This window comes from Streptosporangium sandarakinum (genome assembly GCF_013409935.1).
Lineage (GTDB): Bacteria > Actinomycetota > Actinomycetes > Streptosporangiales > Streptosporangiaceae > Streptosporangium > Streptosporangium nondiastaticum.
The window spans coordinates 4016253-4028499 of sequence record NZ_JACCCO010000001.1 but is presented as its reverse complement, the minus strand read 5'-3'; the positions used below and the strand labels follow the sequence as shown (position 1 = coordinate 4028499).

The window sequence follows — 12247 nt, the reverse complement described above, 5'->3', positions numbered from 1 at the left end:
TCGGTCCACGAGGCGCGGCCGGGCCCCGGGGGTGGAGTGCGGATGAAGATCGGTTACAAGCTCGCGTCCGAGGCGTTCGGCCCGAACGACCTCATCCGGCAGGCCGTACGCGCCGAGGACGCCGGGTTCGACTTCGTGGAGATGAGCGACCACTTCCACCCCTGGCTGGACGTCCAGGGGCACTCGTCGTTCACCTGGACGGTGCTCGGCGCCATCGCGGCGAAGACCGAGCGCATCGGGCTGGCGACCGGCGTGACCTGCCCGACCATCCGCTACCACCCGGCGATCATCGCCCAGGCCGCCGCGACGACGGCCCTGGTGTCCGGCGGGCGCTTCACCCTGGGCATCGGGTCCGGGGAACGGCTCAACGAGCACGTCGTCGGCCTCGGGTTCCCCGACACCGTGCAGGTGCGCCACGAGATGCTCCGCGAGGCGCTGGAGATCATCCGGCTGCTGTGGCAGGGCGGGTACCGGTCCTACGAGGGCGAGTACCTCCGGCTGGAGGACGCCCGGGTGTTCGATCTGCCCGATGAGGCCCCACTGATCATCGTGGCGTCCGGCGGCCCGCACGCCTCCCGGATCGCCGCCGAGCTGGGGGACGGGCTGTTCGCCACCGAGGACAAGCCCGACCTCGTCCGGCACTACCGCGAGGCCGGCGGCGACGGTCCCCGTTACGCCGAGGTCCCGGTGGCGTGGGCGTCGGACGAGGGGGATGCGGTAAGGGCCGCCCTGGAGACGTCCCGGTGGGCGGTGACCGGCTGGAAGGTCATGAGCGAGCTGCCCAACCCGGTCAACTTCGAGGCCGCGAGCGCCACCGTCCGCGAGGACGACATCCGCGCGCAGTTCGCCTGCGGGCCGGACCCGGCGCGGTACGTCGAGAAGGCGCAGGGGTTCGTCGACGCCGGCTTCGACCACCTGGTGATGCAGAACGCCGGGCCCGACCCCGACGGCTTCATCGACTTCTACCGGAACGAACTGGACGAACGGCTCCGCGCCCTGACCCCGTCGCGCTGACCCGCGCGCCCTGACCCCCTCGCACTGACCCGCGCGCCCGGCCCCGCCGCACCGGTCCGCTCCCGGACCCGGAGCGCGGGGCTCCACCCGGCGGCGCGCGGCGTCCCGGCGAGACGCGGGACCGGCGAGGGCTCCCCTCGGATCACCACAGGATCCAGGGGCTCTCCACGCCGCCGCTGTAGGAGGCCGTACCCGCCCGCCTCCACCGCTGGCGGACGTCGTGCTTGGTGCCGATGCGCGGGACCGTCACGGTGAACGGCCCGCACGTGGCGATCGCGCCGTCGCTCGGCGGAGCGACGCCCGCGCAGATGAAGGGCTGGGAGATGTTGCCGTCGTTGTCGGTGTCGTACAGCTGGACGTGGACGTCCGAGCGGACCGAACTCGATCCCCTGATCCGTCCCATGAGGTGGAAGACGTCGCCCACCATGGTGATGCAGGGCGACATCTCCGTGCCGGTGCCCGTGCCGGTGGAGATCCACTGGCGGCAGCGCCAGCCCGGTTCCGTGACCTGACGCGGGGGCTCCGCCGTACGCTTGCCGGCCGGTTCCGGTTCGGTCGCGCTCTTCGACCGCTCCGGCTCGGCGGTGTGGGGCTCCGGACTCGGGGTACGGCGCGCGGCGGGTTTCTCCGGGCTCGGCCTCGCGGGCCGCGTGGGAGCGGCCGTCTCCGTGGTACGGCTTCGCGCCGGCCGTTCCTCCGGGTCCTTCGAGCCCTTCGGGTCCTTGGGGTCCTTGGGGTCCTTCAGGTCCTTGGGGTCCTTCGGGTCCTTCGGCGAGGGGCCGGGCGACTTCTCCTTCGAGCCCCCCAGGGTGGCGGTCACCGTGCCGTCGACCGGTCCGCCGGTCGATTCCGCCTCCGCGACGACCCCGTCCCCCGCCGCCTCGGCGTCGGAGGCCCGCCACGGCGCCGCGAAGGCCACCGCCGCGGCGGTGAGCGCCAGCGCCGCGCCGACGGCCGCGAGGACGGCCGGCCTCCGGAACGGCCCACGCCGCGCCGGCGTCCCGGCTCCCTCACCCCCGGAGGCGATCGGGCCCGCCCCGGGCGCCGCGGTCTCCCGGGCGCCCGGGTGAGCGCCGTCCGCCGGAGGGGGCACGGCCCCGCCGGCATCCGGCCCCGGGCGTACCGCGTTCCCGGGGGGAGCCGCGGCGCCGCGCGCGGCCGGACCCTGACCGGTGACGTGCGGCGAGGCGGACATCCCGTGGGCGGCCGGACCCGGACCGGTGACGTGCGGCGAGGCGGACATCCCGTGGGCGGCCGGACCCGGACCGGCGACGTGCCACGCGGGAGGCGTCCCCTGGACGGCCGGATCCGGACGACCGGCGGGCGCGGAAAGGGGCTCGGAGGTGACGGCCGGGGCGTCCTCCCTGGCCACCGGGGGCAGGGCGGGCAGCCCGGCCAGCGACGGCGCGGCCCCGCGCAGCGCCGCGGCCACCTCCCCCGCGTGCGGACGTCCCGCCGGGTCCTTCGCGGCGCAGTCCGAGATGATCCGCCACAGCGGGTCCGGCATCCCGGGCAGCCTCCGGGGCGCGGCCGTCGCGTGCAGCCGGAGCAGGGCCATCGGGTGCTCGCCGACGAACGGCGGGCGGCCGGCGAGCAGCTCGTACAGGATCAGCCCGGCGGCGTACACGTCCACCGCCGGGGTGGCGGCCCCGCCGTCGGCCACCTCGGGCGACAGGTAGGAGGGCGTACCGATGATCGAGGTGGTCTGCGTGAGCCCGGGGCCGTGGACGATGCGGGCCACGCCGAAGTCCGTCAGCCGCGTCCGCCCGGTGGTCCCGTCGAGCAGGACGTTCCCCGGCTTGACGTCGCGGTGCACGATGCCCAGCGCGTGCGCCGCCGCCAGTGCATCGGCGACCTGGGCCATCAGCCCGGCCGCCTCCGCCGGGGGCAGCGTGCCGCGCCGCCGGAGCAGGGCGCGGAGGTCCCCGCCCTCGACGAGGTCCATCACCAGGGCGAGCCGCTCGCCCTCGATGACGAAGTCGCGCAGCGTGACGATGTTGGGGTGGCGCAGGCTCCGCATCACGTTGCGTTCCTGCACGAACCGCAGGACCAGGTCCTCGTCGCCGGCGAGGCCGTCGCGCAGCAGCTTCACCGCGACGATCTCACCGGTGTCCCGGTGCCGCGCCCGCCAGACGCTTCCCATCCCGCCGGCGCCGATCTCGTCCAGGAGCACGTACCGGCTGCCCAGGGACGCCCCGGACCCGTCCGCCGCCATCGCCCGCCCTCCCCTCACTCGACCGGATGGAGATCACAATAGTGAGGAAGATCCGATTCTGGGAAAGCCTTCGGTAAGGCCGTACGGCCCGGCACGCCGCCGCGGGCCGGCACGGATCGCCCGCCGGACGTCGTCGGACCACGGGCGCGGCGACCGCCGGCCTGACGCGGCGACCGGCTCCGCCCCTCCTTCACGGGAGCCGACGCGGCGATCGGTTCCGTCCCCGTCCCCTCCTTCACGGGAGATCACCTCCACTGACGCCCTGATGCGAGAGGTGCGCTCTGCGTACACATTTCTTAGGTCACGCTGTTCGCCGGCGGCGAGGCCGTTCTCGTCAAGATGGCCATGGCCGTCGGGTGCGCGCTGCTCGGGACGTTCTTCTTCGTGTGGATCCTGCGCCGGCTGACCTTCCGCGACATGATCCTCGTGCCGCTCGTCGGCATCATGTTCGGCGGGGTCATCGGTGCCGCCACCACGTTCTTCGCCTACCGGGCCGACCTGCTGCAGAGCCTCGGCGCGTGGACGGCGGGCGACTTCTCCGGCGTGCTGCGCGGCCGGTACGAGCTGCTGTGGGTCGCCGGCGCGGTGACCGCGCTCGGCTACCTGTACGCCGACCGGTTCACCGTCGCCGGAATGGGCCGCGGCTTCGCCGTCAACCTCGGCGTGCGCTACGACAGGGTGGTCAACACCGGCCTCGTGCTCGCCGCGGTCATCACCGCCGTCGTCGTGGTCACCGTCGGGCAGATCCCGTTCGTCAGCCTCGTCGTGCCCAACCTCGTGACCCTGGCACTCGGCGACAACCTGCGCCACGCGCTGCCCGCGACCGCGCTCGCCGGAGCGCTGCTCGTGCTGCTGTGCGACGTCGCCGGCCGGCTCGTCAGGTTCCCCTACGAGATCCCGGTCTCCACCGTCGTCGGCGTCGTCGGCAGCGTCCTGTTCCTGGCGCTGCTGCTGCGCGGCGGCAGGCGGATGGGGCTGCGATGACGCCCTCACCCCCGTCCCCGGCCCCGGCCCCGGTGTCCCCGGCTTCCCCTGCCACGGCACGGACCTCACCGCCGGCGGCCCCGAGAGGGCTCTCCCCCGCGCAGACGGCCGCGCGCCACCGCGAACGCCGCGTGCTCGCCGTCCTCGCGCTGCTCGCCGTCGCCGCGGTCGCGGGATTCTGCCTGATCGGGCTCACCGGCGACTGGGAGTACGCCCTGGGCCTCAGAACCCGGAAGATCGCGACGATGATCGTGGTGGGAACCGCGGTGGCCTGCTCCAGCGTCCTGTTCCAGACCGTGACGGGCAACCGCGTCCTCACACCCGGCGTCATGGGCTTCGACCAGCTCTTCGTCCTGATCCAGACGCTGATCGTGTTCCTGTTCGGCGCGCTGACGCTCAGCTCGGCCGACCCCCGGCTGCTGTTCGCCGGTCAGGTCGCGGCGATGGTGCTGTTCGCCGGCGCCCTGTACCGCCTGCTGTTCGGCCGCGGCGGGCGCGACCTGTACGTCCTGGTCCTCGCCGGCGTCGTCTTCGGCACCCTGTTCGGCAGCCTGTCCTCACTCGCCTCCCGGCTGATCAACCCGAACGACTTCGTGGTGCTGCAGGACAGCCTGTTCGCCGGTTTCAACCAGGTCGACCCGGACCTGCTCGCCCTCTCCGCGCTGCTCGTCGCCGCGGCGGCGGTGTGGACCGCGAGACTCGCTCCCCGGCTCGACGTCGTCGCCCTCGGCCGCGACCACGCGCTCAACCTGGGCGTGCACCACGCCCGGGTGGTCAACCGGGTCCTGGTCGTCGTCGCGGTGCTGGTGTCGGTGTCCACGGCGCTGGTGGGTCCCGTCACCTTCCTCGGCCTGCTGGTCGCCAGCCTCGCCAGGCAGCTGACCGGCACGTTCCGCCACGGCACCGTACTGCCAGCCGCCGCGCTGCTCGCGGTGACCGTGCTGGTCGGCGGGCAACTGGTGCTGGAGCGGGTGTTCACCATGGACACCGCGCTCAGCGTGATCATCAACTTCGCCGGCGGTGTCTACTTCATCGCCCTGCTCATCCGGGAGTCACGACGGTGATCGAGATCAAGGACGTCACCAAACGGTACGGCGAGACCGTCGTCCTGGACGGGGTGTCGCTGACCATCGCCCCGGGCGGCGTGACCTCCGTCATCGGCGCCAACGATGCGGGCAAGTCGACGCTGCTGTCCGTCGTCAGCCGGCTCGTCCCCGCCGACGGCGGCACCGTCACCGTGGACGGCATGGACGTCGCCACCACGCCCGGTGACCGGCTGGCCCGGCGCCTGGCCGTACTCCGGCAGGACAACCACCTGTCGGTACGGCTCACCGTGCGCGAACTGGTCGCCTTCGGCCGCTTCCCCCACTCGGGCGGCCGCCTCACCGCCGCCGACCGGGACCTCGTCGAGGAGGCCATCGACCACTTCGAGCTGGGCGACCTCGCCGACCGGCACTTGGACCAGCCGTCGGGCGGCCAGTGGCAGCGCGCCCACGTGGCCATGGTGCTCTGCCAGGACACCGACTACGTCCTGCTCGACGAGCCGCTGAACAACCTCGACATGCGGCACTCGGCGCAGATGATGCGCCGGCTGCGGCGCATGGCCGACGACTACGGCAAGACCGTGGTCATGGTCGTGCACGACGTCAACTTCGCCTCCTGCCACTCCGACACCATCGTGGCCATGAAAGACGGCTCGGTGGTCGCGCAGGGGACGACCGTGGAGATGATGACGCCGGAGGTGCTCAACGCGGTGTACGACCTCGACATCGACGTCCACGAGATCGGCGGCCACCGCATCGGCGTCTACTTCTCCTGACGGCGCGGCCGGCTCTCCGGCGGCACGCCCCGGTTCTCCTGACGGCGCGGCCGGCTCTCCGGCGGCACGCTCCGGCTCTCCTGACGGCGCGCCCCTGCCGCCGCGAAGAGCCACGGCGTCTGTGGTTTTCCACACCCCTGAACGGCCACGCGCCTCATGGTGGCCGTACCCTGACCGTTCCTAGTCTCGGACGCATGACGGAATGGCTGATTCACCTGATGGAGATGCTCGGCGCCCCGGGAGCCGGGATCGCGATCGCGCTGGAGAACCTCTTCCCGCCCCTCCCCAGCGAGGTGATCCTGCCGCTGGCCGGTTTCACCGCCTCCCAGGGGGAGATGGGCCTGCTCGCCGTGCTGCTGTGGACCACCGCCGGATCAGTGATCGGGGCGCTGGCGCTGTACCAGGTGGGCGCGCTGCTCGGCCGCGAGCGCACGCTGGCCCTGGCCGCCCGGATCCCGCTGCTGAAGGTCTCCGACATCGCCAGGACCGAGGCGTGGTTCCTCAGACACGGGCGCAAGACGGTGTTCTTCGGCCGGATGATTCCGATCTTCCGCAGCCTGATCTCCGTTCCCGCCGGGGTGGAGCGCATGCCGCTGGGCGTCTTCACGCTCCTGACCACGGCCGGCAGCCTGCTCTGGAACACCGTCTTCGTGCTGGCCGGCTGGACACTCGGCGAGAACTGGTCGCTGGTGCGGGCATACGTCGATCTGGGCACCAACGCGGTCATCGCCGCGGTGGCGCTGGCGGTGCTGGTCTTCGTGGGCGTGCGGCTGGGTGAGCGACGCAAGGGACGGCATGCGCTGGACGGCTAGCGGGCTGCGGCTCGTCGGGGCGGTGACCGCCGGTGCGGTCACCGCCCTTCTGGGTTTGCTCTTCGTCCTGGTGACGGCGCCGTTCGCCGACCGTCCCGCGGTACGCGCGGCGGCCGCGTGGCTGACCGGGCTGGAACTACGGCGACTGCGCCTGGACCTCCCCGACCGGCGCGAGGGGGATGAGCGGCGCTTCCTGGCCGCCCGGGTGCCCGTGGGCGTCCTGGGCGGCCTGGTGGTGTTTCTGCTGATGTTCGGCATCGACGTGGCGACCAGGCTGGTGTGGTCGTGGAGCCGGGGGGAGGCGTTCGACGGCATGCTGCCCACCCCGCCGCTGCTGGCCTACATGTTCCTGTCGGGCTCCGTCCTGCTCTTCCTGGAGGCGACCGGCCTGGTGGGGGTGGACTCACTGGATCGGCGGCTGGCCGTACGGCTGCTCGCTCCCGACCCGGCCGAGGCGCTGCGGCGGCGGATCGACGAGCTGACCGAGAGCCGCGCCGGTGTCGTCGCGGCGGTCGACGCCGAACGGCGGCGCATCGAGCGGGATCTCCACGACGGGGTGCAGCAGCGGCTGGTGGCGCTGTCCATGCTCGCGGGACGTGCCCGCCGGGGCCGCCCCGAGCTGCTGGAGCAGCTGCACGAGCAGGCCCAGCAGACGCTGGTGGAGCTGCGCGAGGTGGCCTGGCGGGTCTACCCGTCGGGGCTGGACGCGCACGGGCTGCCGGAGACGCTGGCCGGGGTGGCCGAGCGGGCCTCGGTCAAGGTCACGGTGACCTGCGACCTGCCGGAACGGCCCCCGGTGGCGGTGGAGACCGCCGCCTACTTCGTGGCCAGCGAGGCCGTGACGAACGCCGCCAAGCACTCCGGGGCCACCCTGGTCACCATCGGAGTACGCCGGGAAGGCACCATGGTCATCGTGCGAGTGGAGGATGACGGCATGGGCGGAGCAGACGCCACCGGCGGCGGGCTGACCGGACTGGCGCGGCGGGTGGCCGCGCTGGACGGCCGGTTCACCGTGACCAGCCCGCCCGGCGGGCCGACCGTGATCGAGGCGGAGCTGCCGTGCGGGTGATGCTGGCCGAGGACTCGGCCCTGCTGCGGGAGGGCCTGGTGCGGCTGCTGAAGGAGGAAGGTCACGACGTCCTGGCCGCGGTGGGCGACGCCGACGCGCTCCTGGAGGCGGTGGACGGCGGGCGGCCCGACGCGGTGGTGGTCGACGTGCGGATGCCGCCCACCCACACCGACGAGGGCCTGCGCGCCGCGCTGGAGATCCGGCGGCGCCGGCCGGAGATCAAGGTGCTGGTGCTGTCGCAGTACGTCGAGAAGAGGTACGCCACCGAGCTGATGAGCGGCAGCATCGACGGCGTCGGCTACCTGCTCAAGGACCGGGTGGCCCAGGTCGGCGACTTCCTGGACGCGCTGGAACGGGTGGGCGCGGGCGGGACGGCGTTCGACCCGGAGGTGGTGCGCCAGCTGCTGGTCCGCACCAGCCATGCCGACCCGCTGGCCCGGCTCACCGCCCGCGAACGCCAGGTGCTGGAGCTCATGGCCCAGGGCCTGACCAACGCCTCCATCGCCCAGACCCTGCACGTGTCGCAGAGCGCGGTGGAGAAGCACGTCAACGCCCTGTTCGACAAGCTCGCGCTGTCGCACACCACCGGGTACAGCCGCCGCGTGCTGGCCGTACTGCGCTACCTCGGCACCTGAGCGGCCCCGGCCCTCCACAGACGCGGTTCTCCGCAGTCGCGATGGGGGCTGTGGTTTTCCGCAGCCGAGGTGGGCGGCGCACCGCATTCCGCCGCGAAGTCGATCTCCATAGCGTTGAGCACATGATGCAGACGATGATGAACGTGCTGGTGGCGGCGGCTGTGGCGATGGGCGGCCAGGCCGTGGACGTACGCTCCGACCTGGAGAGGATCGTGTCGGGCGGCGGGGCGACGGCCGCCCTGGCGCGGATCTCCGACGGCCACCGCACCTGGACCGGCGCCGCGGGCGTGCGCGACATCGAGCGCGGAGGACGGCCGTCGCCCGGCGGCCACTTCCGGATCGGCAGCGTCACCAAGACCTTCGTCGCGACCGTGGTGCTCCAGCTCGTGGACGAGGGCAAGGTGCGGCTCGACGACCCCGTCGACGAGTACCTGCCCGGCCTGGTGCCCGACGGCGAGCGGATCACCGTCCGGCGGCTCCTCAACCACACCAGCCACCTGTACGACTACATGAGCGAGCCCGGATACTCCACCAACCGCTGGCGCGGCGACGCCCGGTTCCGCTCCTACCAGCCGCGCGAGCTGCTCAAGGTGGCCTTCGCCAAGAAGCTCCCCGACGACGGGAAGTGGCACTACTCCAACACCAACTACGTGGTGCTCGGACTGCTGGTGGAGAAGCTGACCGGCCACCCGTACGGTGAGGAGGTCACCCGCCGCATCCTGCGCCCGCTCGGGCTGCGCCACACGGTGGTGCCGGGCGACCGGGCAGGGCTGCCGTCACCGCACGCCAAGGGGTACGAGCCGCTGCCCGGCCTGGTGGACGCGACGCGGATGAACCCCTCGCTGGACTGGGCCGCGGGGGAGATGATCTCGACCGCCGCGGACCTGGAGCGGTTCATGTCCGCGCTGCTCGGCGGCAAGCTGATCACCAAGGCGTCCCTGAGGGCGATGCGCACGACCGTCGAGACGGGAGCCGGGTTCGGCTACGGGCTCGGGCTGCAGGCATACCCGCTGCCGTGCGGCACGGTGTGGGGGCACAGCGGCGAGCTGATCGGCTACCTCACGTTCACGTTCCGCTCGGACTCCGGCACGTCGATGACCCTGTCGATCAACCCCTCGACCCGCAACCCGACCACGGAGGAGGTCATGGGGATCGCCGTCAGGACGTTCTGCGGATCGGCGGGCCAGGGCGGCGGCGTGCCGTCGCCGTCCGGTTCGGCGAGCTCGCCGGCCGCCGTCTCCACGGCGCCGTCATCGCGCCCCTGACGCTCCGGCCCACGACGCCGGCAGGCCGAAAACCAGGTGCGGACCGCCGGCGCGGTGGAGTGTGATCGGGGCCATGACGATCGTGTTGGGTGAGCCGGAAGTCGACGGGCTGGGCGAGGTCGTGGACGTGCTGCGGGAGTGGCAGCACGACGGGGCGCCGATACAGCTGCACCCGGGGGACCTGGGCTGGTTCTGGCGGTTCGGCGCGGAGGCGACGGCCGCGGCGGTCCGGACGTGGAGCCGGGGCGGGCGGATTCTCGCCGTCGGGCTGCTGGACGGCCCCGGACTGTTACGGCTGGCGTTCGCGCCGGACGCCCAGCGGGACGAGGAACTGGCGCGGCGGCTGGTCGAGGACGTGACCGAGCCGGAGCGCGGCGTGCTGAGCGCGGGGAAGGCGGACATCGAAGCCCCCATGCGCGCGCTGGTCCAGGACCTGCTGTCCGAGGCCGGCTGGAACGCCGACGAGCCGTGGACACCGCTGCGCCGCGACCTCACGGAACCGGTGGAGGACCCGGGCGTGCGGATCGAGGTGGTCGGGCCGGAGCGGGTGCACGTGCGGACCGCCGTACAGCGGGCGTCGTTCGGCGTGTCGACGTTCACGGACGACCGCTGGCACGCGATGGCGGCCGGACCGCCGTACGCCGACGCCCGCTGTCTGGTCGCCCACGACGACCGGGGCGACGCGGTGGCGGCGGTGACGGTGTGGTCGGCCGGTCCGGGTAAGCCCGGGTTGCTCGAACCGATGGGCGTGCACCGGGAACATCGCGGTCGCGGCTACGGCACGGCGATCACCGTCGCCGCGACGGCCGCGCTCCGGGAGCTGGGCTCGTCGAGCGCGGTCGTCTGCACCCCGAGCTCCAACGTCGGCGCCGTCGCCACCTACGTGTCAGGCGGCTTCCAGCGGCTCCCCGAGGTCCGGGACAAACACCGGGACGCCTGACGCCTCCCATGGCCTCTCCACCTGATCACGTCCCCGGCCCGCCGCAGAACGGCGGCGGACCGGGGGCGAAGCGTCAGCCCCGGCTTCGTGAAGATCAAACGGCGGCGGGCCGGGGCGAGGCGTCAGACCCGGCTTCATGAAGATCGAAACGGATCCGAACGATCAGCGGCCGTTCTCCCCGGGCGAGGCGTCGTCCCGTGAGGCCGGCACCACGATCCGTCCGGTGTCCTCGTCCTCGCCCTTGTCACGCGTCACCCAGAGATGGACCAACGCGCCGATGAACAGCACGATCGAGGTCCACTGGTTGATCCGCAGCCCCAGGAGCGTCACCGCGTGGTCCACTCCGCCCACCGGGTCGATCCGCAGCCCCTCGATCCAGAACCGCCCCAACGTGTAACCGGCGACGTAGAGGGCGAACAGGCGGCCGTGGCGCAGCGTGAACCGCCTGCCGGCCAGGATCAGCCCGAAACCGAGCGCCGCGTCCCACAGCGACTCGTACAGGAACGTCGGGTGGTAGAGCACGCCCGGCTCGCCGCCGTGCGCCTGGTCGATCTCCAGACCCCACGGCAACGTGGTCGGACCGCCGTACAGCTCCTGGTTGAACCAGTTGCCCCAGCGGGCGATCGCCTGCCCGAACGCGATGCCGGGCGCGACCGTGTCGGCCACGGCGCCCAGGGACAGCCCCCGGCGCCGGCAGGCCAGCCACACGCCCACGCCTCCCAGGGCGACCGCGCCCCAGATGCTGAGCCCGCCTTCCCAGATGAACAGCGCCCGGTAGGGCTCCTTGACCGCGCGCGGGCCGAAGTAGGTCTGCCAGTCGGTGATGACGTGGTACAGGCGCGCACCGATCAGGCCGAAGACCACCCCGGGGACCGCGATGTCGCCGATCACGCCCTTCTCGCCGCCGCGGTCGCGCCAGCGGCGCTCGCTGAGCCAGATGCCGAAGCCGATCCCGAGGATGAAGCACAACGCGTACGCCCGGATCGGGACGAATCCGAGATACCAGACCCCCTGGGAAGGGCTGGGAATCAAGGCAAGGGCCATGCCGGCGAGGCTACTCAGCCTGAGGCCGCTTGACCGCCTTCGTGACCTGATCGCAAGGGTGCCGGAGACTCCCCCTGCGGCTCTTCCTCGTTGATGCCCGGCGAGATGACCGCATCGTCAGCGTTGTCGGCAAGCTCAACGAAAAAGCCCCGAGCGATCATCGCTCGGGGCTTCTCTGCTGCTCAGGTGTGGTGGTCAGGGGCAGGGTCGAACTGCCGACCTTCCGCTTTTCAGGCGGACGCTCGTACCAACTGAGCTACCTGACCTGGATGGTGGTGCGACACCTACCAGAGCGGTCCTGACGGGACTTGAACCCGCGACCTCCACCTTGACAGGGTGGCGAGCACTCCAAACTGCTCTACAGGACCTTGCTTTGTCGGAAACTTTCGCTTCCGTTTTTCTCGGCCCGCCTAGCTTACCAGTTCTTCGGAGGTCTTCGACCTGCCGTTT

At 72.3% G+C, this 12247-nt stretch carries 11 protein-coding genes and 2 tRNA genes; 9 read left to right on the top strand and 4 right to left on the bottom strand.

Annotation, left to right across the window (positions count from 1 at the left end; translation table 11 throughout):
• The first annotated feature begins 42 nt into the window (after positions 1-42).
• A complete protein-coding gene (locus HDA43_RS18245) occupies positions 43-1014 on the top strand; it encodes a TIGR03557 family F420-dependent LLM class oxidoreductase (protein WP_179822377.1) in 972 nt (323 codons plus the stop codon).
• A 142-nt stretch (positions 1015-1156) separates the two neighbouring features.
• Here HDA43_RS18245 and HDA43_RS18240 read toward each other — a convergent pair whose 3' ends face one another.
• Positions 1157-3229 carry a serine/threonine-protein kinase gene (locus tag HDA43_RS18240; RefSeq protein WP_179822375.1) on the bottom strand — a complete coding sequence of 691 codons (2073 nt, stop codon included), beginning with the start codon at positions 3227-3229 and terminating at the stop codon, positions 1157-1159.
• Positions 3230-3535: 306 nt separating this feature from the next.
• On the opposite strand from HDA43_RS18240, the gene HDA43_RS18235 reads away from it, so the two are divergent.
• The 8 genes from HDA43_RS18235 (at position 3536) to HDA43_RS18200 (ending at position 10753) form a co-directional block, all read left to right on the top strand.
• Entirely contained in the window at positions 3536-4213 is a 678-nt protein-coding gene (locus HDA43_RS18235) for an iron chelate uptake ABC transporter family permease subunit (RefSeq protein WP_312873406.1), read from the top strand.
• A gap of 131 nt (positions 4214-4344) precedes the next feature.
• Complete coding sequence (locus HDA43_RS18230; RefSeq protein WP_312873362.1) at positions 4345-5277, top strand: iron chelate uptake ABC transporter family permease subunit; 933 nt, start codon at positions 4345-4347, stop codon at positions 5275-5277.
• The gene (locus HDA43_RS18225) at positions 5274-6032 is read left to right on the top strand and encodes an iron ABC transporter ATP-binding protein (protein WP_179822370.1); all 759 of its coding nucleotides are present in this window, start codon (positions 5274-5276) and stop codon (positions 6030-6032) included. Before HDA43_RS18230 ends, HDA43_RS18225 begins: the two co-directional genes overlap by 4 nt.
• A gap of 194 nt (positions 6033-6226) precedes the next feature.
• On the top strand, positions 6227-6844 hold the full coding sequence (locus HDA43_RS18220; RefSeq protein WP_179822367.1) for a DedA family protein: 618 nt from the start codon (positions 6227-6229) through the stop codon (positions 6842-6844).
• The gene (locus tag HDA43_RS18215) at positions 6828-7913 is read left to right on the top strand and encodes a sensor histidine kinase (protein WP_179822364.1); all 1086 of its coding nucleotides are present in this window, start codon (positions 6828-6830) and stop codon (positions 7911-7913) included. Before HDA43_RS18220 ends, HDA43_RS18215 begins: the two co-directional genes overlap by 17 nt.
• The gene (locus tag HDA43_RS18210; protein ID WP_179822362.1) at positions 7904-8548 is read left to right on the top strand and encodes a response regulator; all 645 of its coding nucleotides are present in this window, start codon (positions 7904-7906) and stop codon (positions 8546-8548) included. Before HDA43_RS18215 ends, HDA43_RS18210 begins: the two co-directional genes overlap by 10 nt.
• A 122-nt stretch (positions 8549-8670) precedes the next feature.
• Complete coding sequence (locus HDA43_RS18205; protein ID WP_179822359.1) at positions 8671-9813, top strand: serine hydrolase domain-containing protein; 1143 nt, start codon at positions 8671-8673, stop codon at positions 9811-9813.
• Positions 9814-9886: 73 nt separating this feature from the next.
• Positions 9887-10753 (top strand): GNAT family N-acetyltransferase, encoded by an 867-nt coding sequence (locus HDA43_RS18200; protein ID WP_179822358.1) that lies wholly within the window; start codon positions 9887-9889, stop codon positions 10751-10753.
• A gap of 162 nt (positions 10754-10915) precedes the next feature.
• On the opposite strand, the gene lgt is transcribed toward HDA43_RS18200, so the two are convergent.
• The 3 genes from lgt to HDA43_RS18185 all read right to left on the bottom strand — a co-directional run bounded on the left by lgt (position 10916) and on the right by HDA43_RS18185 (position 12165).
• Entirely contained in the window at positions 10916-11797 is an 882-nt protein-coding gene (lgt, locus tag HDA43_RS18195) for a prolipoprotein diacylglyceryl transferase (RefSeq protein WP_179822355.1), read from the bottom strand.
• A 189-nt stretch (positions 11798-11986) separates the two neighbouring features.
• A tRNA-Phe gene (locus HDA43_RS18190) sits at positions 11987-12063 on the bottom strand.
• Positions 12064-12090: 27 nt separating this feature from the next.
• A tRNA-Asp gene (locus HDA43_RS18185) sits at positions 12091-12165 on the bottom strand.
• Positions 12166-12247: the final 82 nt, after the last annotated feature.